Annotated in this window: 33 protein-coding genes and 1 other annotated feature; all 33 genes read left to right on the top strand. The window is 40.0% G+C overall.

All coding sequences use genetic code 11. The features are described from left to right. The first annotated feature begins 128 nt into the window (after positions 1-128). The 33 genes from rplK (at position 129) to secY (ending at position 26,545) form a co-directional block, all read left to right on the top strand. Complete coding sequence (gene rplK / locus RST01_RS13100; RefSeq protein ID WP_066790954.1) at positions 129-554, top strand: 50S ribosomal protein L11; 426 nt, start codon at positions 129-131, stop codon at positions 552-554. Between the two features lie 126 nt (positions 555-680). Then, positions 681-1,382, top strand: coding sequence for a 50S ribosomal protein L1 (gene rplA, locus RST01_RS13095; protein WP_066790953.1), 702 nt, complete (start codon positions 681-683; stop codon positions 1,380-1,382). A 49-nt stretch (positions 1,383-1,431) separates the two neighbouring features. Next, positions 1,432-1,575: a sequence feature (ribosomal protein L10 leader region), on the top strand. Between the two features lie 32 nt (positions 1,576-1,607). Beyond that, positions 1,608-2,108, top strand: a complete 501-nt coding sequence (rplJ, locus tag RST01_RS13090; RefSeq protein ID WP_066790951.1) for a 50S ribosomal protein L10 — start codon at positions 1,608-1,610, stop codon at positions 2,106-2,108. Between the two features lie 71 nt (positions 2,109-2,179). Continuing rightward, positions 2,180-2,539, top strand: a complete 360-nt coding sequence (rplL, locus tag RST01_RS13085) for a 50S ribosomal protein L7/L12 (RefSeq protein WP_066790948.1) — start codon at positions 2,180-2,182, stop codon at positions 2,537-2,539. A 214-nt stretch (positions 2,540-2,753) separates the two neighbouring features. After that, a complete protein-coding gene (locus tag RST01_RS13080) occupies positions 2,754-3,353 on the top strand; it encodes a class I SAM-dependent methyltransferase (RefSeq protein WP_147197422.1) in 600 nt (199 codons plus the stop codon). Positions 3,354-3,590: 237 nt separating this feature from the next. Continuing rightward, positions 3,591-7,145, top strand: a complete 3,555-nt coding sequence (gene rpoB, locus RST01_RS13075) for a DNA-directed RNA polymerase subunit beta (protein WP_066790946.1) — start codon at positions 3,591-3,593, stop codon at positions 7,143-7,145. Between the two features lie 128 nt (positions 7,146-7,273). Further along, the gene (gene rpoC, locus RST01_RS13070; protein WP_147197420.1) at positions 7,274-10,876 is read left to right on the top strand and encodes a DNA-directed RNA polymerase subunit beta'; all 3,603 of its coding nucleotides are present in this window, start codon (positions 7,274-7,276) and stop codon (positions 10,874-10,876) included. A gap of 460 nt (positions 10,877-11,336) precedes the next feature. Then, the gene (gene rpsL / locus RST01_RS13065; RefSeq protein ID WP_066790943.1) at positions 11,337-11,756 is read left to right on the top strand and encodes a 30S ribosomal protein S12; all 420 of its coding nucleotides are present in this window, start codon (positions 11,337-11,339) and stop codon (positions 11,754-11,756) included. Positions 11,757-11,791: 35 nt separating this feature from the next. Beyond that, positions 11,792-12,262: a 30S ribosomal protein S7 gene (rpsG, locus tag RST01_RS13060; protein ID WP_066790941.1), complete on the top strand. Its 471-nt coding sequence runs from the start codon at positions 11,792-11,794 to the stop codon at positions 12,260-12,262. A 42-nt stretch (positions 12,263-12,304) separates the two neighbouring features. Next, positions 12,305-14,386: an elongation factor G gene (gene fusA / locus RST01_RS13055; RefSeq protein ID WP_147197418.1), complete on the top strand. Its 2,082-nt coding sequence runs from the start codon at positions 12,305-12,307 to the stop codon at positions 14,384-14,386. A gap of 145 nt (positions 14,387-14,531) precedes the next feature. Further along, positions 14,532-15,719: an elongation factor Tu gene (gene tuf / locus RST01_RS13050; RefSeq protein WP_066790935.1), complete on the top strand. Its 1,188-nt coding sequence runs from the start codon at positions 14,532-14,534 to the stop codon at positions 15,717-15,719. 363 nt (positions 15,720-16,082) lie between these two features. Further along, entirely contained in the window at positions 16,083-16,391 is a 309-nt protein-coding gene (gene rpsJ, locus RST01_RS13045) for a 30S ribosomal protein S10 (protein ID WP_066790933.1), read from the top strand. 45 nt (positions 16,392-16,436) lie between these two features. Beyond that, positions 16,437-17,066, top strand: coding sequence for a 50S ribosomal protein L3 (gene rplC, locus RST01_RS13040; protein WP_066790931.1), 630 nt, complete (start codon positions 16,437-16,439; stop codon positions 17,064-17,066). 26 nt (positions 17,067-17,092) lie between these two features. Beyond that, the gene (gene rplD, locus RST01_RS13035; protein ID WP_147197416.1) at positions 17,093-17,716 is read left to right on the top strand and encodes a 50S ribosomal protein L4; all 624 of its coding nucleotides are present in this window, start codon (positions 17,093-17,095) and stop codon (positions 17,714-17,716) included. Then, positions 17,716-17,994 (top strand): 50S ribosomal protein L23, encoded by a 279-nt coding sequence (rplW, locus tag RST01_RS13030; protein ID WP_066790927.1) that lies wholly within the window; start codon positions 17,716-17,718, stop codon positions 17,992-17,994. The genes rplD and rplW overlap by 1 nt, the downstream gene beginning before the upstream one ends. Before the next feature lie 40 nt (positions 17,995-18,034). Beyond that, entirely contained in the window at positions 18,035-18,865 is an 831-nt protein-coding gene (gene rplB, locus RST01_RS13025; protein ID WP_147197414.1) for a 50S ribosomal protein L2, read from the top strand. 60 nt (positions 18,866-18,925) lie between these two features. Beyond that, positions 18,926-19,207 carry a 30S ribosomal protein S19 gene (rpsS, locus tag RST01_RS13020; protein WP_066790923.1) on the top strand — a complete coding sequence of 94 codons (282 nt, stop codon included), beginning with the start codon at positions 18,926-18,928 and terminating at the stop codon, positions 19,205-19,207. A gap of 21 nt (positions 19,208-19,228) precedes the next feature. Further along, on the top strand, positions 19,229-19,573 hold the full coding sequence (gene rplV, locus RST01_RS13015) for a 50S ribosomal protein L22 (protein WP_066790918.1): 345 nt from the start codon (positions 19,229-19,231) through the stop codon (positions 19,571-19,573). A 3-nt stretch (positions 19,574-19,576) separates the two neighbouring features. Continuing rightward, the gene (gene rpsC / locus RST01_RS13010) at positions 19,577-20,233 is read left to right on the top strand and encodes a 30S ribosomal protein S3 (RefSeq protein ID WP_147197412.1); all 657 of its coding nucleotides are present in this window, start codon (positions 19,577-19,579) and stop codon (positions 20,231-20,233) included. 1 nt (position 20,234) lies between these two features. Beyond that, entirely contained in the window at positions 20,235-20,669 is a 435-nt protein-coding gene (gene rplP, locus RST01_RS13005; RefSeq protein WP_147197410.1) for a 50S ribosomal protein L16, read from the top strand. Beyond that, positions 20,659-20,859 carry a 50S ribosomal protein L29 gene (gene rpmC / locus RST01_RS13000; protein ID WP_066790908.1) on the top strand — a complete coding sequence of 67 codons (201 nt, stop codon included), beginning with the start codon at positions 20,659-20,661 and terminating at the stop codon, positions 20,857-20,859. The genes rplP and rpmC overlap by 11 nt, the downstream gene beginning before the upstream one ends. Positions 20,860-20,879: 20 nt before the next feature. Further along, positions 20,880-21,143 (top strand): 30S ribosomal protein S17, encoded by a 264-nt coding sequence (rpsQ, locus tag RST01_RS12995; protein ID WP_066790906.1) that lies wholly within the window; start codon positions 20,880-20,882, stop codon positions 21,141-21,143. A gap of 41 nt (positions 21,144-21,184) precedes the next feature. Beyond that, a complete protein-coding gene (rplN, locus tag RST01_RS12990; protein WP_147197408.1) occupies positions 21,185-21,553 on the top strand; it encodes a 50S ribosomal protein L14 in 369 nt (122 codons plus the stop codon). Positions 21,554-21,588: 35 nt separating this feature from the next. Beyond that, the gene (rplX, locus tag RST01_RS12985) at positions 21,589-21,900 is read left to right on the top strand and encodes a 50S ribosomal protein L24 (RefSeq protein ID WP_147197407.1); all 312 of its coding nucleotides are present in this window, start codon (positions 21,589-21,591) and stop codon (positions 21,898-21,900) included. Positions 21,901-21,927: 27 nt separating this feature from the next. Then, the gene (gene rplE / locus RST01_RS12980) at positions 21,928-22,467 is read left to right on the top strand and encodes a 50S ribosomal protein L5 (RefSeq protein ID WP_147197405.1); all 540 of its coding nucleotides are present in this window, start codon (positions 21,928-21,930) and stop codon (positions 22,465-22,467) included. A gap of 17 nt (positions 22,468-22,484) precedes the next feature. Further along, positions 22,485-22,670: a type Z 30S ribosomal protein S14 gene (locus tag RST01_RS12975; protein ID WP_147197404.1), complete on the top strand. Its 186-nt coding sequence runs from the start codon at positions 22,485-22,487 to the stop codon at positions 22,668-22,670. Positions 22,671-22,700: 30 nt separating this feature from the next. Further along, entirely contained in the window at positions 22,701-23,099 is a 399-nt protein-coding gene (gene rpsH / locus RST01_RS12970; protein WP_066790894.1) for a 30S ribosomal protein S8, read from the top strand. Between the two features lie 32 nt (positions 23,100-23,131). Next, positions 23,132-23,671, top strand: a complete 540-nt coding sequence (gene rplF / locus RST01_RS12965) for a 50S ribosomal protein L6 (RefSeq protein WP_147197402.1) — start codon at positions 23,132-23,134, stop codon at positions 23,669-23,671. Between the two features lie 33 nt (positions 23,672-23,704). Beyond that, positions 23,705-24,064, top strand: coding sequence for a 50S ribosomal protein L18 (gene rplR, locus RST01_RS12960; protein ID WP_147197400.1), 360 nt, complete (start codon positions 23,705-23,707; stop codon positions 24,062-24,064). Positions 24,065-24,085: 21 nt separating this feature from the next. Further along, complete coding sequence (gene rpsE, locus RST01_RS12955; RefSeq protein WP_066790882.1) at positions 24,086-24,589, top strand: 30S ribosomal protein S5; 504 nt, start codon at positions 24,086-24,088, stop codon at positions 24,587-24,589. Positions 24,590-24,603: 14 nt separating this feature from the next. Further along, positions 24,604-24,786, top strand: coding sequence for a 50S ribosomal protein L30 (gene rpmD, locus RST01_RS12950; protein ID WP_066790880.1), 183 nt, complete (start codon positions 24,604-24,606; stop codon positions 24,784-24,786). Between the two features lie 32 nt (positions 24,787-24,818). Continuing rightward, entirely contained in the window at positions 24,819-25,259 is a 441-nt protein-coding gene (rplO, locus tag RST01_RS12945) for a 50S ribosomal protein L15 (protein WP_066790877.1), read from the top strand. Next, the gene (secY, locus tag RST01_RS12940) at positions 25,259-26,545 is read left to right on the top strand and encodes a preprotein translocase subunit SecY (RefSeq protein ID WP_066790875.1); all 1,287 of its coding nucleotides are present in this window, start codon (positions 25,259-25,261) and stop codon (positions 26,543-26,545) included. The genes rplO and secY overlap by 1 nt, the downstream gene beginning before the upstream one ends. The last annotated feature ends 60 nt before the right edge of the window (positions 26,546-26,605 follow it).

Raw genomic sequence — 26,605 nt, 5'->3', positions numbered from 1 at the left:
TACTATAGGAATTATCCATACGTAGTAGGCATCAGTAATTTTAATGTTATCGGATTAAGCCGACAGACAAATATTGAGTGGGAGGGGCAACCCTATTACCACATCACGGACTTAAGGAGGTGTGTCTCGTGGCTAAAAAAGTTATTAAAGTTGTAAAACTTCAAATCCCAGCTGGTAAAGCAAACCCAGCACCACCGGTAGGTCCTGCATTGGGTCAAGCAGGTGTTAACATCATGGGATTCTGTAAAGAATTCAATGCTCGTACTGCAGATCAAGCAGGATTAATCATCCCAGTTGAGATTTCTGTATTTGAAGACCGTTCATTCACTTTCATTACAAAAACTCCACCGGCAGCAGTATTACTTAAAGTAGCGGCTGGTATTCAATCAGGCTCTGGTGAACCAAACCGCAACAAAGTTGCTACTGTGAAACGTGATAAAGTACGCGAAATCGCGGAAACTAAAATGCCTGACCTAAACGCAGCATCAGTAGAAGCTGCTATGTCAATGGTTGAAGGTACTGCACGTAGCATGGGTATTGTAATCGAAGACTAATCCCATTACTTGATAAAGTATTGTTTTTGAGGTTGCGATTGTTTCTTATAGTCATATTTGAAACACGCAGCCTTTATTCGTGGGAGGTTTAATCCGTTACAACCACAATCAAGGAGGAAATTTAAAATGGCTAAAAAAGGTAAAAAAATGCAAGAAGCAGTTAAACTTGTAAATCGTGATCAACTTTACACAATTGCAGAAGCAACTGAACTTGCTAAAAAAACAAGCACTGTTAACTTTGACGCAACAGTTGAAGTGGCATTTAACTTAAATATCGATACTCGTAAAAACGACCAACAAATCCGTGGCGCAGTTGTGCTTCCAAACGGTACTGGTAAAACTCAACGTGTATTAGTTTTCGCTAAAGGCGAAAAAATCAAAGAAGCAGAAGCAGCTGGTGCTGACTATGTTGGCGATGCTGAATATATCCAAAAAATCCAACAAGGCTGGTTCGACTTCGATGTAATCGTTGCAACTCCAGACATGATGGGTGAAGTAGGTAAACTTGGTCGTGTATTAGGACCTAAAGGCTTAATGCCAAACCCTAAAACTGGCACAGTTACATTCGACGTAACAAAAGCAGTTAACGAAATTAAAGCTGGTAAAGTAGAATACCGTGCTGACAAAGCTGGTATCGTACATGCGCCAATCGGTAAAGTATCATTCGATGCTGACAAACTAGCTGAAAACTTCTCAACACTTGTTGATGTAATCGTTAAAGCAAAACCTGCAGCAGCAAAAGGTACTTACATCAAGTCTCTTCATGTAACTACTACAATGGGACCATCTATCAAAGTTGATCCATTAACAGCAACTGCAGTAAAATAGTATTTTTTCATTGACAAACTATTGATCGTTTGCTATGATGAATAACGTTGTGATTTATCCATTTGTACCGTAGACCGTAGGGGCCTAGTGCTTAATGATCCTACCGAGGGCAAAGGAACTCAGACTCTTGTTTTAAAGATGATGAAATTCCGCCTCTTGTCTACTGATGGCAAGAGGCTTTTCTTTTGTCGGTATAAATGACTCATTCTTATAGGAGGTGTCAATATGAACAAAGCAGTTGAAATGAAACAAGCTGTTGTTCAAGAAATCGCTGACAAGTTTAAAAATGCAGCATCAGTTGTTGTAGTTGACTACCGCGGACTTTCAGTAGCTCAAGTTACTGAACTACGTAAACAACTACGTGAAGCTGGTGTAGAATTTAAAGTATACAAAAATACTTTAGTTCGCCGTGCTACTGTAGAAGCTGGCCACGAAGATCTAAATGAAGTTCTTACAGGCCCGAACGCAATCGCATTCTCTAATGAAGATGTTGTTGCGCCTGCACGTATCATTAATAACTTCGCGAAAGAAAACGAACAATTAGAAATCAAAGCTGGCCTTATTGAAGGTGCTTACGCTGACGTTGCAGAAGTTAAAGCATTGGCAGAACTTCCATCACGCGAAGGTTTACTATCTATGCTACTTTCTGTTCTTCAAGCTCCAGTACGCAACTTCGCTCTTGCAACAAAAGCTGTTGCAGAACAAAAAGAAGAGCAAGGCGCTTAATTTTAAGTGCAGCTTAAATGCACTTGCATAAAACAAAAAAACTAATACATTCCACATAGGAGGAAAATATAATGAATAAAGAGCAAATCTTAGAAGCAATCAAAGCTATGACAGTTCTTGAATTAAATGATTTAGTAAAAGCAATCGAAGAAGAATTCGGTGTTACTGCAGCTGCTCCTGTAGCAGTTGCTGGTGGCGGCGCTGCAGCTGCAGAAGAAAAAACAGAATTTGATGTTGTTTTAGCTTCTGCTGGCGATCAAAAAATTAAAGTAATCAAAGTGGTTCGTGAAATCACTGGTTTAGGTCTTAAAGAAGCTAAAGAAGTAGTTGATAACGCTCCTAAAGCTCTTAAAGAAGGCGCTTCTAAAGAAGAAGCTGAAGAAATCAAAGCTAAACTTGAAGAAGTTGGCGCATCTGTAGAAGTAAAATAATTTCTACTGATTGATTGTAAAAGCTCGTCAATTTGGCGGGCTTTTTCTTTATCTCAAATTAATGGGCATAAAGTTTTTGTGCCGACTTTTAATAGAGTATAAGTTTGGAGCATTTACCCGTGAAATTACTGATTAGAACAGCAATCAGCAGATAGAAGAACAGCTCCGTTTGTTAGAAGTTTTACGTTATCATTACATGATGGGGGTATTTTTCTTGTCAGAACATTATTATTCCAAAAATCCTCAAGTAGAAAGCAAGCCTTCTAAATGGCAATACACACTACGAGGTTTTTTATTTACTTTTGAGACAGATGCTGGAGTTTTTAGTAAAAGCGAAGTAGATTTTGGTTCCCGTGTATTAATTGATTGTTTTGTTATGCCTGATGTTGAAGGGCATGTTTTAGATGTAGGGTGTGGTTATGGCCCGATTGGATTGTCGATTGCAAAAAGTTATCCTGACCGAATCGTTGAAATGATGGATGTAAATGAGCGGGCGGTTAATTTAGCAAAAAAGAACGCTGAATTGAACGGGGTTCAAAATGTGCAAATTTATGAAAGTGATGCACTTTCATCTGTTCCGAACGGAAAAATCGCTGCTGTTTTGACGAATCCCCCTATACGAGCTGGTAAGAATACTATTTTTAGATTCTATGATGAGGCGTATGATAAGTTGGCGGATTCAGGCGAGTTGTGGGTAGTGATACAAAAAAAGCAAGGAGCTCCATCAACTTTTGATTATTTGGAATTAAAATTCTCAAAAGTGGAGATAGTAGAGAAGAAAAAAGGTTATTGGATTATCAAAGCGAGGAAATAAAAACTTATAGATTGACTTGACAAATGCGCTATGATATTATAATAAAATGCAAAAATATTAATTTGAAGGCGTTTGCCCTTTGGCTGAAAAGTGAATAGCAAGAGCTTTCAAATTTGAATTTGGTTAATCGGAAATGAGCTCATATTTGAACTTATTTTCTTTTTTGTCTTTCGTTATCATACAACATTTATATGGTTTCTGAAAGACCTATTATCGCTTTATTGAGGGGTGAATGAGTTGACAGGTCAACTAGTTCAGTACGGACAACACCGAAAGCGTAGAAGCTTCGCGCGTATTAAAGAGGTGCTAGAACTTCCGAATCTTATTGAGATTCAAACTGCATCTAACGAGTGGTTCCTTGAAGAAGGATTACGTGAAATGTTTCATGATATTTCACCAATTGAAGACTTCACAGGGAATTTATCACTAGAATTCGTCGACTATAGTCTCGGAGAACCGAAATATGATGTCGACGAGTGTAAACAACGTGACGTAACTTATGCAGCTCCATTACGAGTTAAAGTGCGTCTACTCAACAAAGAAACAGAAGAAGTAAAAGAACAAGAAGTATTCATGGGTGACTTCCCGCTTATGACGGATACAGGTACTTTTGTAATTAATGGTGCTGAACGCGTCATTGTTTCCCAATTAGTACGATCACCAAGTGTTTACTATCACGATAAAACAGATAAAAACGGTAAAAAAGGCTTTGGTGCAACAGTTATTCCAAACCGTGGCGCTTGGCTTGAATACGAAACAGATGCAAAGGACATTGTATACGTCCGCATAGACCGTACGCGTAAATTACCGATTACGGTATTGCTTCGCGCGCTAGGGTTTGCATCTGATCAAGAGATTATCGATTTGATCGGTGACAATGAGTTTTTACGCAATACGTTGGAAAAGGACAATACAGACAGCACAGAAAAAGCATTGCTTGAAATCTATGAGCGTCTTCGTCCAGGTGAACCACCAACGGTAGAAAGCGCAAAAAATCTGTTGTATTCTCGTTTCTTCGACCCAAAACGCTATGACTTAGCGAATGTTGGTCGCTATAAAATGAATAAAAAGCTTCATATCAAAAATCGTCTTTTCAACCAAACGATCGCTCAAACATTAGCAGATCCTGAAACAGGCGAGATATTAGTTGAAGCGGGTACATTAATCGACCGTCGCGTTTTAGATCGCCTTATCCCTTATTTAGAAAATGGTGTAGGCTTTAAAACCGTATCAAAAGTAGGCGGTGTCCTTGAAGGTGATATCCAAATTCAAGAGATTAAGATCTATGCACCAAATGACGAATCACAAAAAGAAATTAAAGTGATCAGCAACGCATATATCGATGAAGAAGTTAAACATCTTACTCCTGCTGATGTAGTAGCATCTGTTTCTTACTTCTTTAACTTGCTATATGGTGTAGGTGATACAGATGATATTGACCATTTGGGTAACCGTCGTTTGCGTTCTGTAGGCGAATTGTTGCAAAATCAATTCCGTATTGGTCTTTCCCGTATGGAACGAGTGGTGCGCGAGCGTATGTCAATTAACGACACTGCTTCTCTAGTGCCACAACAATTGATCAATATCCGCCCAGTTATTGCGGCGATTAAAGAGTTCTTCGGAAGCTCTCAATTGTCACAATTCATGGACCAAACAAATCCATTAGCTGAGCTTACGCATAAACGCCGTCTATCCGCTTTAGGACCTGGTGGTTTAACGCGTGAACGTGCTGGCATGGAAGTGCGTGATGTTCACTATTCTCACTATGGCCGTATGTGTCCGATTGAGACACCTGAGGGTCCAAACATTGGTTTGATTAACTCACTATCTAGTTATGCGAAAGTAAACAAATTCGGATTTATCGAAACACCTTACCGTCGCGTAGACCCTGAAACAGGTCGTTTAACAAGCCACATCGACTATTTAACTGCCGATGAAGAAGATAACTATGTTGTAGCGCAAGCAAACTCTCCATTAAATCCAGATGGTTCGTTTGTTGAGGAAGAAGTTGTTGGCCGTTTCCGCGGTGATAACTCTGTGTTTAAACGTGATACAGTCGATTACATGGACGTCTCACCAAAACAAGTAGTATCAGCTGCAACAGCTTGTATCCCATTCTTAGAAAACGATGACTCTAACCGTGCCCTAATGGGTGCGAACATGCAACGCCAAGCTGTTCCTCTTTTAAATCCTGAAGCTCCATTCGTTGGAACAGGTATGGAACACGTAGATGCTAGAGACTCAGGCGCAGCAGTAGTTGCGAAATATCCTGGTATTGTCGAGCATGTTGAAGCACGTACTATTCATGTGCGTCGCATTGAAGAAATCGACGGTAAAGAAGTTAAAGGCGATTTAACAAAATATAAATTACAAAAATTCACTCGTTCTAACCACGGAACAAGTATCAACCAACGCCCGTTGGTAAAAGTCGGTGACCGTGTTCAACCTCGTGATATCTTAGCAGATGGTCCATCTATGGAAAATGGTGAGCTAGCACTAGGACGAAATGTTGTTGTTGCATTCATGACATGGAACGGTTACAACTATGAAGATGCTGTTATCATGAACGAACGTTTAGTGAAAAATGATGTGTATACATCTGTACACATTGAAGAGTACGAATCAGAAGCTCGTGATACAAAGCTCGGACCTGAAGAAATCACTCGCGATATTCCGAATGTCGGTGAAGAGGCATTGCGCAATCTTGACGAACGAGGAATTATCCGTATTGGTGCGGAAGTAAATGATGGCGATATCTTAGTAGGTAAAGTTACTCCTAAAGGTGTAACAGAACTAACTGCAGAAGAACGCCTATTACACGCAATCTTCGGTGAAAAAGCGCGTGAAGTACGTGATACTTCTCTTAAAGTGCCACATGGAGCAGGCGGTATTGTACTAGATGTCAAAGTCTTCAATCGTGAAGATGGCGATGAACTATCTCCAGGTGTTAACCAAATGGTTCGTGTCTATATTGTCCAAAAACGTAAAATCCGCGTTGGGGATAAAATGGCCGGTCGTCATGGTAACAAAGGGGTTATCTCTCGCATCTTGCCTGAAGAAGATATGCCATACTTGCCAGACGGCACTCCAGTAGATATCATGTTAAATCCACTAGGCGTACCTTCTCGTATGAATATTGGACAGGTATTGGAGATTCACCTAGGCATGGCAGCTCGCTATTTAGGCGTGTACATGGCTACACCAGTATTTGATGGTGCTTCAGACGAAGATGTTTGGAGAACAATGGAAGAAGCCGGCATGAACCGTGACGGTAAAACTGTTTTATATGATGGACGTACAGGCGAACCATTCGATAACCGCGTTTCAGTTGGGGTTATGTACATGATCAAACTGGCTCACATGGTTGACGATAAATTGCACGCTCGTTCAACAGGCCCTTACTCACTTGTTACGCAACAACCACTTGGCGGTAAAGCACAGTTCGGTGGACAACGTTTCGGTGAGATGGAAGTATGGGCGCTTGAAGCGTATGGCGCTGCTTATACTCTTCAAGAAATCTTAACAGTTAAATCCGATGACGTTGTGGGCCGTGTGAAAACATACGAAGCCATCGTTAAAGGAGAAAGCGTTCCTGAAGCAGGCGTTCCGGAATCTTTCAAAGTATTAATTAAAGAGCTTCAGTCTTTAGGTTTAGACGTGAAAATGTTGACTATCGATGATGAAGAAATCGAATTGCGTGATACTGAAGATGATGATGATCTTCAACCAAACGATTCATTCAATATTGCTTCGACTACAGAAGAAGAAGCATCAGTAGGATCAGCAGAATAAAAATATTTATAACTACAGGATACTGGACAGGACCGTTTGCGGGCTTGTCCTTATCCCCTTTTACCAATAAATATCGCCGAGCTAATGGAAAGTCACTTAAGACTTCAGAATAAAGGGAGGTAGGCTCCTTGATAGACGTTAATAATTTTGAATACATGAAGATTGGTCTAGCTTCGCCCGATAAAATCCGTTCATGGTCTTATGGAGAAGTCAAAAAACCAGAAACTATTAACTATCGAACACTTAAACCAGAAAAAGACGGTTTGTTCTGTGAACGTATCTTTGGACCGACAAAGGACTGGGAATGTCATTGCGGGAAATACAAACGTGTACGTTACAAAGGTGTTGTATGTGACCGTTGTGGAGTAGAAGTAACTCGCGCTAAAGTACGTCGCGAACGTATGGGGCATATCGAATTAGCTGCTCCTGTCTCACACATCTGGTACTTCAAGGGAATCCCGAGCCGTATGGGACTTATCCTAGATATGTCACCACGTTCACTTGAAGAAGTAATCTATTTTGCATCATATGTTGTAATTGAAGCGGCAGATACACCACTTGAAAAGAAACAATTGCTTTCAGAAAAAGAATACCGTGCGTACCGCGAAAAATACGGTAAAACTTTCGTAGCTTCAATGGGTGCTGAAGCAATTCAACAACTATTATCAGAAATTGATCTTGATAAAGAAACAGAAGCATTAAAAGAAGAACTTAAAACAGCACAAGGCCAACGCCGCACAAGAGCAATCAAACGTCTTGAAGTGGTAGAATCATTCCGCCATTCCGGCAACCGTCCTGAATGGATGATTCTAGATGTGCTACCTGTAATCCCGCCTGAATTGCGCCCAATGGTACAACTAGATGGTGGACGGTTCGCTACATCAGATTTAAATGACTTATATCGTCGTGTAATTAACCGTAACAACCGTTTGAAACGCCTTCTTGATCTAGGCGCGCCTGGCATTATTGTTCAAAACGAAAAACGTATGCTGCAAGAGGCTGTCGATGCACTTATAGACAATGGCCGTCGTGGCCGTCCTGTTACAGGACCTGGTAACCGTCCATTAAAATCTTTATCTCATATGTTAAAAGGGAAACAAGGTCGTTTCCGTCAAAACCTATTGGGTAAACGTGTTGACTACTCTGGCCGTTCTGTAATCGTTGTAGGTCCATCTTTGAAAATGTATCAATGTGGTCTTCCAAAAGGTATGGCAATCGAATTGTTCAAGCCTTTCGTAATGAAAGAGTTAGTAGAACGCGGTCTTGCGCATAATATTAAATCTGCAAAACGTAAAATTGAACGTATGCACCCAGAAATCTGGGATGTTCTAGAAGAAATCATGAAAGAGCATCCAGTACTTCTAAACCGTGCTCCTACTCTTCACAGACTTGGTATTCAAGCATTTGAACCAACTCTTATCGAAGGGAAGGCTATCCGTCTTCATCCATTAGTATGTACAGCTTACAACGCTGACTTCGATGGTGACCAAATGGCGGTTCACGTTCCACTTTCTGCAGAAGCACAAGCGGAAGCTCGTTTACTAATGCTTGCAGCACAAAACATTCTAAATCCAAAAGACGGTAAACCAGTTGTTACGCCATCTCAAGATATGGTACTAGGGAACTATTACTTAACACTTGAAAGAAAAGGCGCTATTGGTGAAGGTTCTGTCTTCTATGGACCAGAAGAATTAAATATTGCTTATCAAAATAACGAAGTGCACTTGCACTCACGTATTGCAATTAAAGCATCTTCTTTAAACAACAAGACATTTACAGAAGAACAAAACAATATGTTGTTGCTTACAACTGCTGGGAAAGTTTTCTTCAATGAAATCTTGGATAATTCATTCCCATATATTAATGAACCAACAAATACAAACTTGCATGATGCAACACCAGACAAATACTTTATTCCTACGACAACAGATGTGAAGGAACATATCGCTTCACAAGAACTTGTTAAGCCGTTTACGAAGAAGTATTTAGGTAATGTTATTGCAGAAGTATTTGCAAGATACCATATTACTGAAACATCCGTCATGCTTGACCGTATGAAAGATCTTGGCTTCAAGTATTCTACTAAAGCCGGTATTTCAATTGGTATTTCCGATATCATCGTATTACCAGGGAAACACGAGATCTTGCATAAAGCGCAAGAGCAAGTGGATAAAGTGATGAAACAATTCCGTCGCGGTTTAATTACAGAAGAAGAACGCTACGATCGCGTTATTTCTTTCTGGAGTGCTGCTAAAGACGAAATTCAATCAAAACTGATGGATTCCCTTCCAGCAGAGAACCCAATCTTTATGATGAGTGACTCTGGTGCCCGTGGTAACGCATCTAACTTTACTCAGCTTGCTGGTATGCGTGGTTTGATGGCCAATCCGGCCGGACGTATTATCGAACTTCCGATTAAATCATCATTCCGTGAAGGTTTAACAGTACTCGAGTACTTCATCTCTACGCATGGTGCACGTAAAGGTCTTGCCGATACAGCGCTAAAAACAGCCGATTCAGGTTACCTTACTCGCCGTCTAGTTGACGTAGCACAAGATGTTATTGTTCGTGAAGATGATTGCGGTACTGATAGAGGTTTAGCAATCTCTGCTTTGAAAGAAGGCACAGAGATTATTGAAACACTAGAAGAGCGTATGATCGGACGTTATGCGAAGAAAACAATTCGCCACCCAGAAACAAACGAAGTCCTTGTAGCACGCGACGAATTGATTACAGCTGAACTTGCTCGCCTAATTGAAGAAGTGGGCATTGAAGAGGTAACAATCCGTTCTGCCTTCACATGTAACACCAAACATGGTGTATGTAAAAAATGTTACGGTATGAACTTAGCGACAGGCGATAAAGTTGAAGTTGGTGAGGCTGTTGGTATCATCGCTGCACAATCAATCGGTGAACCTGGTACACAGTTAACAATGCGTACATTCCACCAAGGTGGGGTAGCCGGTGCCGATATTACACAAGGTCTTCCACGTATCCAAGAGATATTCGAAGCACGTAATCCAAAAGGTCAAGCGGTCATTACTGAAATCGCTGGTGTTGTAACAGAGATTGAAGAAATTCGCGAAGGCCAAAAAGAAATTACGGTCCAAGGAAAAGTTGAAACACGTAAATATTTAGCTCCATATAATGCACGTCTAAAAGTTCAATTGAACGAAAATGTGTATCATGGTCAAATATTAACAGAGGGTTCAATTGATCCGAAAGAATTACTTAAAGTTACAGATGTTTCTTCAGTAGAAGAATATCTATTAAAAGAAGTCCAAAAAGTATACCGTATGCAAGGGGTAGAAATTGGTGATAAACACGTAGAGGTAATGGTTCGCCAAATGCTTCGCAAAGTACGTGTTATTGAAGCTGGAGAAACAGACTTACTTCCTGGTACATTGCTAGATGTACACCAATTTGCAGAAGCAAATGCTGAAGCTATTGTTGAAGGTAAGATTCCAGCTACATGTCGACCAGTCATCTTGGGTATTACAAAAGCTTCTCTTGAAACAGAATCATTCTTATCTGCAGCTTCATTCCAAGAAACAACTCGCGTATTAACAGATGCAGCAATCAAAGGTAAACGCGATGAACTACTTGGACTGAAAGAAAATGTTATCTTAGGTAAACTTGTTCCTGCTGGTACAGGTATGCAACGTTACCGTCAAATTAAAATGGCCGATAACGAAACAGAAGAACAAGAAGAAACACTTGCAGTAGATTAGTTAAAAGTATGAGGGGAGGGGTAGTCCTCCTCCTCATCTTTTTAATAAATTCGTTGACAATATGATCAATGGATGATAATATATTTTAGGTTGATAGTTGGTTGTCTGTTGCACTCATCGATCTTGTATTGAACAAATGCATAGGATAACAAACAATCATTGGTAAGAAAACAAAACAGTACAGCATTGCAAGGGTATATTACCGAAGTTTTCGTTGCTCATATGCAGACGATCGAATGGCCACGCATGCGGTGCTTATAGCACAAAGAATTGGCATTCCCGTTGTATAGGTAGACTCGAAAAGAAGACTTGGTAGAGCCTACGCAATATAATAGAGCAACAATAGTGCGACCACTGAATATTGGTTTTTGCGATGATCACGCAAAAGCTTTGTTTTTTACCTTAAAATGAACCACCTGGATGTGTGGATTAAGAAACAGTATGAAGGGAGGAAAAATCGATGCCTACAATTAACCAATTAGTACGTAAGCCTCGTCAATCCAAAAGTAAAAAATCTAAATCACCAGCTCTAAACAAAGGTTATAACAGCTTTGTAAAATCATTGACTGATGTAAACTCACCACAAAAACGCGGTGTTTGTACACGTGTTGGTACAATGACTCCGAAAAAACCGAACTCAGCTTTACGTAAATATGCTCGTGTTCGCTTAACTAACCAAATCGAAGTTAATGCTTACATTCCTGGTGAAGGCCACAACTTGCAAGAACACAGTGTTGTTCTAATCCGCGGCGGCCGTGTAAAAGACTTACCAGGGGTACGTTACCACATCGTACGTGGTGCTTTGGATACTGCTGCAGTAAACGGCCGTATGCAATCTCGTTCTCTATATGGTGCTAAAAAACCAAAAGAAAAAAAATAATCTAATTATGCTTTTTAATGAAAGGAGGAAAACAAATGCCTCGTAAAGGTCCTGTTTCCAAACGTGACGTGTTACCAGATCCAATTTATAACTCAAAACTAGTAACTCGTTTAATCAATAAAATGATGGTAGATGGTAAAAGAGGTACTTCTCAAAAAATCTTATACGGAGCTTTCGAATTAGTAAAAGAACGCTCTGGTCAAGATCCACTAGAAGTATTTGATGCTGCTCTAAATAATGTAATGCCAGTTCTTGAAGTTCGTGCTCGCCGTGTCGGTGGTGCTAACTATCAAGTACCAGTTGAAGTTCGTCCAGAACGTCGTACAACTTTAGGTCTTCGTTACCTAGTGAACTACTCTCGTCTTCGTGGCGAAAAAACAATGGAAGAGCGTTTAGCAAATGAAATTCTAGATGCTTCTAACAACACTGGTGCGTCAGTTAAAAAACGTGAAGATATGCACAAAATGGCAGAAGCGAACAAAGCATTCGCTCACTATCGTTGGTAATCACAAACTAACCTTAATCCATTATGGAAGGAGAAAGACAGCATGACTAGAGAGTTCTCCCTTGAGAATACTCGTAATATCGGAATCATGGCTCACATTGATGCTGGTAAAACAACAACAACTGAGCGTATCCTTTATTACACTGGTAAGATTCACAAAATCGGTGAAACTCATGAAGGTGCTTCTCAAATGGACTGGATGGAGCAAGAGCAAGAACGTGGTATCACTATCACTTCTGCTGCTACAACAGCTCAATGGAAAGGCAACCGCGTAAACATCATCGATACTCCGGGACACGTAGACTTCACTGTAGAAGTTGAACGTTCTTTACGTGTACTTGACGGTGCAGTGACTGTACTTGATGCTCAATCAGGTGTAGAACCACAAACTGAAACAGTATGGCGTCAAGCAACAACTTACGGAGTACCACGTATCGTATTTATCAACAAAATGGATAAAATCGGTGCTGACTTCTTGTACTCAGTAAACACTTTGCATGAACGTTTACAAGCAAATGCTCATCCAATTCAGCTTCCAATCGGTGCAGAAGATGAGTTCAATGCTATTATCGACCTAATTGAAATGAAAGCTACTTTCTACAAAGAAGGCGATGACGGTTCTAACGCTGAAGTTCGCGAAATTCCAGAAGAGCACAAAGCTCAAGCTGAAGAATACCGCGAAAAATTAATTGAAGCTGTTGCTGAACTTGATGAAGATTTAATGGAAAAATACTTCGCTGGTGAAGAAATCACTAATGAAGAATTAAAAGCTGCTATCCGTAAAGCTACATTAAATGTTGAGTTCTACCCAGTAACATGTGGTACAGCATTCAAAAACAAAGGTGTTCAATTAATGCTTGATGCTGTAATCGACTACCTTCCTGCTCCAACAGACGTTGCTGCAATTAAAGGTACATCAGTCGATGGAGATGAAGAAATTGTTCGTCATTCATCTGATGAAGAACCATTCTCTGCATTAGCATTCAAAGTAATGACTGACCCTTATGTTGGTAAATTAACTTTCTTCCGCGTATATTCTGGTATCTTAGAATCTGGATCATACGTACAAAACTCTACAAAAGGTAAACGTGAACGCGTAGGTCGTATCCTACAAATGCACGCTAACTCTCGTGAGGAAATCTCAAAAGTATACGCTGGAGACATTGCAGCTGCTGTAGGTCTTAAAGCAACTACTACTGGTGATACTCTATGTGACGAAAAATCACTAGTGATTTTAGAGTCAATGGAATTCCCAGAACCAGTTATCTCACTTTCTGTAGAACCAAAATCTAAAGCTGACCAAGATAAAATGGGACAAGCTTTACAAAAACTACAAGAAGAAGATCCAACTTTCCGTGCTCACACTGACACAGAAACTGGTCAAACAATCATCTCTGGTATGGGTGAACTTCACTTAGATATTCTTGTGGACCGTATGAAACGTGAATTCCATGTGGAAGCAAACGTTGGTGCACCACAAGTATCTTACCGTGAAACATTCCGTTCTGGCGCACAAGTTGAAGGTAAATTTGTACGTCAATCAGGTGGTCGTGGACAATTCGGTCACGTATGGATCGAATTCCAACCAAACGAAGAAGGTAAAGGTTTCGAATTCGAAAACGCAATCGTTGGTGGTGTAGTTCCTCGTGAATACATTCCAGCAGTTGAAGCAGGTCTTCGCGACTCTCTAGAAAATGGTGTCCTTGCTGGATTCCCATTGATCGATATCAAAGCAAAACTATTTGATGGTTCTTACCACGATGTCGATTCAAATGAAATGGCATTTAAAGTAGCTGCTTCAATGGCACTTAAAAATGCAGTTTCAAAATGTAACCCAGTTCTTTTAGAACCAGTTATGAAAGTGGAAGTTGTAATGCCTGAAGAATACCTAGGTGATATCATGGGTAACATCACTTCTCGCCGTGGTCGCGTTGAAGGTATGGAAGCTCGCGGTAACGCTCAAGTTGTTCGCGCTATGGTTCCACTTGCTGAAATGTTTGGTTACGCAACAACTCTACGTTCTGCTACACAAGGACGTGGTACATTCTCAATGGTATTTGACCATTATGAAGAAGTTCCTAAATCAATTAGCGATGAAATTATCAAACAAAACAAAGGTGCATAATTTCAAAGTAATTTTTGATTGAATTTTACCTTTATATAAAGTATAAATAACATGTAAGCTATGTCATCTTCAGGAAGCAAGGGCCCTGCCTCCGAAGATACGTAACTATAAACTAAACTTATAACCTTGAGGAGGCAATTTTAAAATGGCTAAAGAAAAATTCGACCGTTCTAAAACGCATGCTAACATTGGTACAATCGGACACGTTGACCATGGTAAAACAACTTTAACTGCTGCTATCGCTACAGTTCTTTCTAAAAAAATGGGTGGAGAAGCTAAATCATACGATCAAATCGATAACGCTCCAGAAGAAAAAGAACGCGGTATCACAATCAATACTTCTCACATCGAATACGAAACAGAAAAACGTCACTATGCTCACGTTGACTGCCCAGGACACGCTGACTATGTTAAAAACATGATCACTGGTGCTGCTCAAATGGATGGCGCTATCCTTGTAGTATCTGCTGCTGATGGTCCAATGCCACAAACTCGTGAACACATCCTATTATCTCGTAACGTAGGTGTACCTTACATCGTAGTATTCTTAAACAAATGCGATATGGTAGACGACGAAGAATTACTTGAATTAGTAGAAATGGAAGTTCGTGATCTATTATCTGAATATGACTTCCCTGGCGATGATGTTCCTGTAATCAAAGGTTCTGCTCTTAAAGCTCTTGAAGGCGAAGCAGATTGGGAAGAACGCGTTGTTGAATTAATGAACGCTGTTGATGAATACATCCCAACTCCAGAACGTCAAACTGACAAACCATTCATGATGCCTGTCGAAGATGTATTCTCTATCACAGGTCGTGGTACAGTTGCTACTGGTCGTGTAGAACGCGGTCAAGTAAAAGTTGGTGACGTTGTTGATATCGTAGGTATCGCAGAAGAAACTAAACAAACAACTGTAACTGGCGTTGAAATGTTCCGTAAATTATTAGACTACGCTGAAGCTGGCGATAACATCGGTGCATTACTACGTGGTGTTGCTCGTGAAGAAATCCAACGTGGACAAGTATTGGCTAAACCAGGCACAATCACTCCACACACTAAATTCTCAGCTGAAGTTTACGTTTTATCAAAAGAAGAAGGTGGACGTCATACTCCATTCTTCTCTAACTACCGCCCACAATTCTATTTCCGTACAACTGACGTAACTGGTGTTATCACTTTACCAGAAGGTACTGAAATGGTTATGCCTGGCGATAACACAAAAATGAACATCGAACTAATTCACCCAATCGCTATCGAAGACGGTACTCGTTTCTCAATCCGCGAAGGTGGCCGTACAGTTGGTTCAGGCGTTGTTTCATCTATCGAAAAATAATTGTTTCTCGAAAACAATTTATTTATTAAGCTATCCCGAGTGCACACGGGGTAGCTTTTTTGTATTTCAATGATTTGGCAAGAATTCTTATGGACAAAACGATTGCCAAACAAGGAGAAATTTAATATACTGGAATACGTGCAAAACAAGATTTAGTAGATATGAAGACTTTCCAAAACAATATATAAAGAAATTCGTGAAATCACTTGCTTATTCACGAAAATCTATGTATAATATTTAATGTTGGTCTTTGACTGCGATGAAGCGGGAGGTTGCCGACACACCCGGCCGCATTGCCATGGCGCGTGTGTGGGAAATTTCCGTGGAGAATGTCTAGGAAATAGGCGAAAAGGAGGGAAAATAATGGCAAAACAAAAGATTCGAATCCGTTTGAAAGCATATGATCACAGAATTCTTGATCAATCTGCTGAGAAAATTGTTGAAACTGCGAAACGCTCAGGTGCAAGTGTATCAGGTCCGATACCTCTTCCAACTGAAAAATCCATTTACACAATTCTTCGTGCTGTTCACAAGTATAAAGATTCTCGTGAGCAATTTGAAATGCGCACTCATAAACGTCTAATCGATATCGTTAACCCAACTCCACAAACTGTGGATGCGTTAATGAAATTAGATTTACCATCAGGCGTTGATATTGAAATCAAACTTTAATGGTAAAAAATATATTAAATTAAATTATCTCAGGAGGTGTGACTAATGACCAAAGGAATCTTAGGTAGAAAAATCGGTATGACGCAAGTTTTTGCTGAGAATGGTGATTTAATCCCTGTAACTGTTGTTGAAGCTGCTCCAAACGTAGTTCTTCAAAAGAAATCAGTTGATACAGATGGCTACGAAGCAATCCAAATTGGTTTCGATGATAAACGCGAAAAGCTTTCAAACAAACCTGAAAAAGGACACGTAGCAAAAGCAAACACTACTCCTAAGCGCTTCATTCGCGAAATCCGCGATGTAAACTTAGCTGAGTACGAGGTTGGTCAAGAAGTCAAAGTTGAAATTTTCGCAGAAGGCGATGTAGTAGATGTAACAGGTGTTACTAAAGGTAAAGGTTTCCAAGGTGTAATTAAACGCCACGGACAATCTCGTGGTCCAATGGCCCACGGTTCTCGTTACCACCGTCGTCCTGGTTCAATGGGTCCTGTAGCTCCGAACCGCGTATTTAAACAAAAAAAATTACCTGGTCAAATGGGTGGCAACACAGTTACAATTCAAAACTTAACAATTGTTAAAGTTGATGCAGAACGCAACTTGCTACTTATCAAAGGTAATGTTCCTGGTTCTCGTAAAGCATTAGTAACAGTTAAATCTGCTATTAAAGCTAACTAATTTTCCGAAGAAAGGAGGAAACAGGAATGACAAAAGTTAACGTACTTAGTCAAACAGGTTCTTCTGTAGGCGAAATCGAATTAAACGATGCGATCTTCGGAATTGAACCTAATCAATCAGTATTATTTGACGCGATTATCGCTCAACGCGCTTCATTACGTCAAGGTACACATAAAGTAAAAAATCGCTCTGAAGTTTCTGGTGGTGGTCGTAAACCATGGCGCCAAAAAGGAACTGGACGTGCTCGTCAAGGTTCTATCCGTTCTCCACAATGGCGTGGCGGTGGTACTGTATTCGGTCCAACACCTCGCAGCTACAGCTACAAACTTCCTAAAAAAGTTCGTCGTTTAGCTCTTAAATCAGCACTATCTTCTAAAGTTGCTGAAACTAACTTTGTGGTACTAGAAGCATTGAAATTAGATGCGCCAAAAACAAAAGATTTCGCTAAAGTTTTAGCTGATCTTTCAATTAACTCTAAAGCATTATTTGTAACTGCTGATTTAGATGAAACCGTAGCATTATCTGCTCGTAACATCCAAGGTGTAACAGTTCTAACTGCAGCTGGAATCAACGTTCTTGATCTTGTAGGTCACGATAAAGTTGTATTCACTCAAGCTGCTGTAAAAAAAGTTGAGGAGGTGCTTGGTTAATGGAAGCACGTGAAGTTTTAAAACGTCCTGTCATTACTGAGCGTTCTTCAGAACAAATGGCAGAAAACAAATATACTTTTGAAGTTGACACTCGTGCCAATAAAACTGAAGTCAAAGATGCTGTAGAAGAAATCTTTGGCGTTAAAGTTGAAAAAGTTAACATTATGAATTACAAAGGTAAATTCAAACGTGTTGGCCGTCACGGTGGATACACTAACAAACGCCGTAAAGCAATTGTAAAATTGTCTGAAGGCGAAATCGAATTATTCGAAATGTAATATTCGTTCAATATGAACATTAAAGAAGGAGGGAACACAAATGGCGATTAAAAAGTATAAGCCTACCTCAAATGGTCGTCGTAACATGACATCATCTGACTTTGCTGAGATTACAACTAACAAACCAGAAAAATCATTGTTAGAATCTACTAAACGCAAAGCTGGTCGTAATAACCAAGGTAAAATCACTGTTCGTCATAATGGTGGTGGCCACAAACGTCAATACCGTGTCATCGATTTCAAACGTACAAAAGATGGCATTCCAGGACGCGTTGCTACTATCGAGTATGATCCAAACCGATCTGCAAACATCGCATTAATTAACTATGCTGATGGTGAAAAACGTTATATCCTAGCACCTAAAGGTCTAGTAGTTGGAATGACAATTGTATCTGGTCCTGATGTTGATATTAAAGTAGGTAACGCCCTACCATTATCAAATATCCCAATGGGTACAACAATTCACAACATCGAAATGAAACCAGGTAAAGGTGGACAACTAGTACGTTCTGCTGGTACATCTGCTCAAATCCTTGGTAAAGAAGGTAAATACGTAATCATTCGTCTTCAATCTGGCGAAGTTCGTATGATCCTAGCTGCTTGCCGTGCTACAATCGGTGAAGTTGGCAATGAACAACACGAGCTTATCAACATTGGTAAAGCAGGCCGTACTCGTTGGATGGGTAAACGTCCTACTGTACGTGGTTCTGTAATGAACCCTAATGATCACCCACACGGTGGTGGTGAAGGTAAATCTCCAATCGGTCGTAAGTCTCCAATGACTCCATGGGGTAAACCTGCACTTGGTTACAAAACTCGTAAAAAGAAAAACAACTCCGACAAACTTATCATTCGTCGTCGTAAAAAATAATGTGATTAGACTACGGTTCAATGATAGAGCCGTGGTGGAATCACGGAGGGAGGTTCCAAAATGGGTCGTAGCTTGAAAAAAGGACCTTTTGTTGATGAACACTTAATGAAAAAAGTGGAAGCTCAACAAGATTCAGAAAAAAAACAAGTTATTAAAACTTGGTCTCGCCGTTCTACAATCTTCCCGAACTTCATCGGTTCTACAATCGCTGTATATGATGGACGTAAACACGTGCCAGTATACGTGACTGAAGATATGGTAGGTCATAAGCTAGGCGAATTCGCACCAACTCGTACTTATAAAGGACACGGTGCAGATGATAAGAAAACTTCAGTACGCTAATTTGAGGGGAGGTAAATCCTGATGCAAGAAGCTAAAGCTATTGCTCGCACAGTTCGAATTGCTCCTCGTAAAGTCCGCTTAGTAGTTGATTTAATCCGAGGCAAGCAAGTTGGCGAAGCCGTTGCAATTTTACGCCATACTCCAAAAGCAGCATCTCCGGTAGTAGAAAAAGTGTTAAAATCTGCAGTTGCAAACGCTGAACATAATTATGACTTAGACGTTAACAATTTAGTGATCTCTAAAGTATTTGTAGATGAAGGTCCTACATTGAAACGTTTCCGTCCACGTGCACAAGGTCGTGCAAGTGCAATTAACAAACGTACAAGCCACATCACAATCGTGGTATCTGAGAAGAAGGAGGGATAATACGTGGGTCAAAAAGTACATCCAATAGGATTACGTGTTGGTGTCATTCGTGATTGGGAATCTAGATGGTACGCTGAAAAAGACTATGCTACATTACTACACGAAGACATCAAAGTTCGTAAATATATCGAAAAAACTTTAAAAGAAGCATCGGTTTCTAAAGTTGAAATCGAACGTGCTGCTAACAAAATCAACATTACAATTAGCACTGCGAAACCAGGTATGGTTATCGGTAAGGGCGGTACTGAAGTGGAAGCACTTCGTAAACACCTTAACGAAATGACTGGCAAACGCGTACACATCAACATCGTTGAAATCAAACGCGCTGATCTTGATGCTAAACTTGTAGCTGAAAATATCGCTCGTCAATTAGAAAACCGTGTATCATTCCGTCGTGCACAAAAACAAGCAATTCAACGTACAATCCGTTCAGGTGCTCAAGGTATCAAAACTCAAGTATCTGGTCGTCTAGGTGGCGCTGATATCGCTCGTGCAGAACATTATAGTGAAGGTACTGTTCCACTTCATACACTTCGCGCTGACATTGATTATGCTCATGCAGAAGCTGACACTACTTATGGTAAACTAGGTGTTAAAGTATGGATCTACCGTGGTGAAGTCCTTCCAGTTAAGAAGAACTCTGAGGAAGGAGGCAAATAATATGTTATTGCCAAAACGCGTTAAATACCGTCGTGTACACCGTGGCAAAATGCGCGGTCAAGCAAAAGGTGGTACAGAAGTTGTTTTCGGTGAATATGGTTTACAATCACTAGAAGCTAGCTGGATTACAAACCGTCAAATTGAAGCTGCTCGTATTGCTATGACTCGTTATACAAAACGTGGCGGTAAAGTTTGGATTAAAATATTCCCTCACAAACCATACACTAAAAAGCCTCTTGAAGTACGTATGGGTTCAGGGAAAGGTGCTCCTGAAGGTTGGGTAGCAGTAGTAAAACCCGGCAGAATTATGTTTGAAATCGGTGGGGTTTCTGAAGAAATCGCTCGTGAAGCACTTCGTTTAGCAAGTCATAAGTTACCTGTTAAATGCAAGTTTGTTAAACGTGAAGAAATTGGTGGTGAATCTAATGAAAGCTAATGAAATCCGTGAACTTACAACTGCAGAGATCGAAGTAAAAGTAAAATCACTGAAAGAAGAGCTTTTCAACCTTCGCTTCCAATTGGCGACTGGTCAATTAGAAAACACAGCTCGCATTCGTGAAGTACGTAAAGCGATTGCGCGTATGAAAACTGTGATTCGTGAAAGAGAAATCAGTGCAAATAACTGATAATGAGGAGGTTTGCAAGCATGACTGAGCGTAACCAACGCAAAGTTTACACAGGCCGCGTCGTTTCGGATAAAATGGATAAAACTATTACTGTTTTAGTTGAAACATACAAAAAGCACACGCTTTATGGCAAACGTGTAAAATACTCTAAAAAGTTCAAAGCGCATGATGAAAACAACACAGCTAAAGTTGGAGATATCGTACGCATTATGGAAACTCGTCCGCTATCAGCTACTAAACGTTTCCGTTTAGTTGAAGTTGTAGAAAAAGCGGTTATTATCTAATAAATTTCGGAATAAGACAAGTCCGAAGGGAGGTAACCTAAGTGATCCAACAAGAAAGTCGTTTGAAAGTTGCCGACAACTCAGGTGCAAAAGAAGTATTAGCTATTAAAGTACTTGGTGGTTCTGGTCGTAAAACTGCTAACATCGGAGATGTTATTGTTTGTACGGTGAAGAAAGCAACACCAGGTGGCGTTGTCAAGAAGGGTGAAGTTGTTAAAGCTGTTATCGTTCGTACGAAAAGCGGCGTTCGTCGTAAAGACGGTACTTACATCAAATTCGATGAAAACGCATGTGTAATCATTCGTGATGATAAATCACCACGCGGTACACGTATTTTCGGACCTGTTGCACGTGAATTACGTGACAATAGCTTCATGAAAATTGTTTCATTAGCTCCGGAAGTTCTTTAATTACATGAAAGTGCCAATCAAGGAGGTGCGACAGAATGCATGTTAAAAAAGGCGACAAAGTAATGGTTATTACAGGTAAAGATAAAGGTAAATCAGGTGTTATTCTTGCTGCTTTCCCTAAAAAAGATCGCGTGTTAGTTGAAGGTGTTAACATCGTTAAAAAACACGTAAAACCTAACCAACTTAATCCACAAGGTGGAATTGTCAGCCAAGAGGCAGCAATTCACGTTTCGAACGTAATGCTAATCGATCCTAAATCTGGCGAGCCGACTCGCGTAGGTTATAAAGTTGAAGATGGCAAAAAAGTTCGTATAGCAAAAAAATCAGGTGCAGTAATCGATAAATAAGTTTAAACAGAGAAGGGAGGTACAAACATGAACCGCCTAAAAGAAAAATTTGTTAACGAAGTTTCTCCAGCTCTAATGAGCAAATTCGAATACACTTCAACAATGCAAGTACCGAAAGTTGAAAAAATCGTAATCAACATGGGTGTTGGTGACGCTGTTCAAAACTCTAAAGTACTTGACTCTGCTGTTGAAGAATTAACTTTAATCACTGGTCAAAAACCAGTTGTGACTAAAGCTAAAAAATCTATCGCCGGCTTCCGTCTTCGTGAAGGTATGCCAATCGGTGCGAAAGTTACACTACGTGGTGAACGTATGTATGACTTCTTGGATAAATTAATTTCAATTTCTTTACCACGTGTACGTGACTTCCGCGGTGTTTCTAAAAAAGCATTCGATGGTCGCGGTAACTATACTCTTGGTGTGAAAGAACAATTAATCTTCCCTGAAATTGACTATGATAAAGTATCAAAAGTACGCGGTATGGATATCGTGATTGTTACTACTGCGAACTCTGATGAAGAAGCTCGCGAGTTGTTAACTCAATTCGGTATGCCATTCCAAAAATAATATAGGGAGGCGAGAACGTGGCTAAAAAATCAATGATCGTTAAACAACAACGTGGTGCGAAGTATAAAGTTCAAGAATACACTCGCTGTGAACGCTGTGGCCGTCCACACTCTGTATACCGCAAATTCAAACTTTGCCGTATTTGTTTCCGTGAACTTGCATACAAGGGACAAATTCCTGGCGTTAAAAAAGCCAGCTGGTAATCCCCTAATTTGGGAAGGAGGTAAATTGTAATGACTATGACAGATCCAATTGCAGATATGCTTACACGCATCCGTAATGCTAACATGGTCCGTCACGAAAAATTAGAGCTTCCGGCTTCTAATATCAAAAAAGAAATCGCTGAAATCCTTAAGCGTGAAGGTTTTGTTCGTGACGTTGAATATGTTGAAGATGATAAACAAGGTATTATCCGTATCTTCTTGAAATACGGCCAAAATAACGAACGCGTTATCACTGGTCTAAAACGTATTTCAAAACCAGGTTTACGTGTTTACGCTAAAACTGATGAAGTGCCTAAAGTGTTGAACGGTCTAGGTATCGCTTTAGTATCAACTTCACAAGGTTTGTTAACAGACAAAGAAGCTCGCGCTAAAAAAGTTGGCGGCGAAGTTCTAGCATACGTTTGGTAATTAGCAACAAATGAATGGAGGTGCAACATTAAATGTCTCGTATAGGTAAAAAGCCAATCGAGGTGCCTACAGGTGTTACTGTATCAGTTGATGCTGATAACGTAGCAACTGTTAAAGGCCCAAAAGGCGAATTAGTTCGTGCTTTTAACAAAGATATTAAAATCGAACAAGAAGGCAACGTGATTACTTTAACTCGTCCTTCTGAATCTAAAGAACACCGCACAAACCACGGTACAACTCGTGCTTTGCTTGCAAACATGGTTACAGGTGTTTCTGAAGGTTTCTCTAAAACTTTAGAATTAGTTGGTGTCGGTTACCGTGCGCAACTACAAGGTAAAAAACTTGTACTTAACGTAGGTTACTCACATCCAGTTGAATTCACACCAGAAGATGGTATCGAAGTTGAAGTACCTTCTAATACGAAAGTAATCGTAAAAGGTATTTCTAAAGAGAAAGTTGGAGCTCTTGCTTCAAACATCCGTGACGTACGCCCACCAGAACCTTACAAAGGTAAAGGGATTCGTTATGAAGGCGAATATGTTCGTCGTAAAGAAGGTAAAACAGGTAAATAATGCTGCCTAAGCATTAGAAAGGAGTGACCCTTTGTGATTACGAAACAAGATAAAAATCAAGTTCGTAAAAAACGTCATGCTCGTGTACGTTCAAAAATTACCGGTACTACACAACGTCCTCGTTTAAACGTGTACCGTTCTAATAAACACATTTACGCACAAATCATTGACGATACTCAAGGCGTAACACTTGCTTCAGCTTCAACTATGGATAAAGAGTTCGAAGGCACTGCAAGCAACGTGGAAGCTGCTGCGAAAATTGGTGAAACAATCGCTAAACGTGCTGCTGCGAAAGATATCAAAGCTGTTGTATTTGACCGTGGCGGTTACTTATATCATGGACGTGTTAAAGCTTTAGCTGAAGCTGCACGCGAAAACGGGTTAGAATTTTAATAAGAAGGAGGTACACTTTTCATGGGTCTTAATTTTGACGCAAACAATCTAGAACTTGAAGAACGCGTAGTTACGATTAACCGCGTTGCTAAAGTTGTAAAAGGTGGACGTCGTTTCCGCTTCACTGCATTAGTTGTTGTTGGAGATCGTAATGGCCATGTTGGTTTTGGTACAGGTAAAGCTCAAGAAGTACCTGATGCTATTCGCAAAGCTGTTGAAGATGCGAAGAAAAACCTAATCGAAGTTCCACGTGTTGGTGGTACTACTCCTCACTTAGTGATGGGTAAATTCGGTGCAGGTAACATCATGATTAAACCTGCTGCTCCTGGTACAGGAGTTATCGCTGGTGGTCCGGTACGTGCCGTACTTGAACTTGCTGGTATTACTGATATTCTTTCAAAATCTTTAGGTTCAAACACACCAATCAATATGGTGCGTGCGACTATTAAAGGTTTATCTGAATTAAAACAAGCTGAAGAAGTTGCAAAACTTCGCGGTAAATCAGTAGAAGAATTATTAGGTTAAGGGAGGGAAATGACATGTCAAATAAACTAGAAATTACCCTCACTAAAAGTTTAATCGGTACTAAACCTGCACAACGCAAAACAATTGAAGCACTTGGTTTACGTAAAATGAACCAAACTGTTGAACATAACGATAACGTTGCTATCCGTGGTGCGATCACTAAAGTCGCTCACTTAGTAACAGTTACTGAAAAATAATTTTAAATTCTATAACAAGGAGGTGCCATCTAATGAAACTTCATGAGTTAGAACCATCTATTGGATCACGTAAAGAACGCAATCGTGTTGGTCGTGGTATCGCGACTGGTAACGGTAAAACTTCTGGTAGAGGTCAAAAAGGTCAAAATTCACGTTCAGGCGGCGGTGTACGCCCTGGATTTGAAGGTGGTCAAAACCCGATCTTCCGTCGTTTACCAAAACGTGGTTTCACTAACATTAACCGCAAAGAATACGCAATCGTAAATCTTGATGCGTTAAACCGTTTTGAAGAAGGCACAGAAGTTACACCAGCTTTACTTGTTGAAACTGGCGTTGTGAGCAAAGAGAAAGCTGGCATTAAAGTTCTAGGTAATGGAACTCTTAACAAAAAGCTTACTGTAAAAGCTCATAAATTCTCTGCATCTGCACAACAAGCAATTGAAAATGTCGGCGGAAACATTGAGGTGATCTAATGTTTCGAACAATCTCTAACTTTATGCGCGTCAGAGATATTAGAAATAAAATCATTTTCACCCTTTTGATGTTGATAGTATTCCGCATAGGTTCATTTATTCCTGTTCCGAATGTCGACGCTGCAGTATTACAGCAAACTGACCAGTATAACCTAGTCGGTTTCCTAAATACTTTTGGCGGTGGAGCTCTTAAGAACTTCTCTATATTCGCTATGGGGATAATGCCTTACATTACAGCATCAATTATTGTTCAACTGTTGCAAATGGATGTAGTGAAAAAGTTTACCGAGTGGTCAAAACAAGGTGAAGTGGGACGCAAGAAGATTTCTCAATTCACACGATATTTCGCAATTGTCCTTGCTTTCATTCAATCAATCGCTATGTCTTACGGTTTTAACCGTATGTACGGCGGTTCATTGATTAGAGAAGAAGGAGTAATGACTTACATTACAATTGCAATCGTGTTAACTGCTGGAACTGCATTCTTATTATGGCTAGGCGAACAGATTACAGAAAAAGGTGTGGGAAATGGTATTTCCATTATCATCTTCGCTGGGATCGTTGCTGCATTACCAAATACAGTGAACCAAATTTATGCTCAACAGTTTGAAAATGCTGGTGATCAATTGTTCATCAACATTATTACGCTGGTGTTGATTGCTCTTGCTGCATTGGCAATTGTTGTCGGGGTTACTTACGTTCAACAAGCGAATCGTAAAATCCCTATTCAATATGCTAAAGGTACTGGGGCGCAACGTGGAGCTCAACAATCACACTTACCATTGAAAGTTAACTCTGCCGGAGTTATTCCAATTATCTTTGCAGTTGCATTCCTTGTAACGCCTAGAACCATTGCTACTTTCTTTGGAGATACAAGTGTAACAAGATTTATTGAAAAAACGTTTGATTACTCTCAACCTATTGGGATGATCATATATGTAGCGCTAATTGTCGCTTTCACATATTTCTATGCGTTTGTTCAAGTAAATCCTGAAAAGGTTGCTGATAATCTTAAGAAACAAGGTGCCTATATCCCTGGCATTCGCCCAGGAAAAAGCACGCAGGATTATCTAACAGCTGTTCTATACCGTTTAACATTTGTAGGTGCGATTTTCTTATCTGTGATTTCTGTTCTACCAATCTTGTTTATCAATATTGCGAATCTACCTTCATCTGCTCAAATTGGTGGCACTAGTTTACTAATTATAGTAAGTGTTGCTCTTGAAACGATGAAACAATTAGAATCACAACTTGTTAAACGCCACTACAAAGGTTTTATGAAATAAGGTTGGTTTTTTGGAACGGCCACGTTCCTAAAAACCTTCATACTAATAATGGAGGTGACT

The sequence above is a fragment of the Rummeliibacillus stabekisii genome, assembly GCF_007988965.1.
GTDB classification, from domain to species: domain Bacteria; phylum Bacillota; class Bacilli; order Bacillales_A; family Planococcaceae; genus Rummeliibacillus; species Rummeliibacillus stabekisii.
Note: the sequence above shows the minus strand (reverse complement) of the source record. Positions and strands in the feature narration are given on the sequence as shown.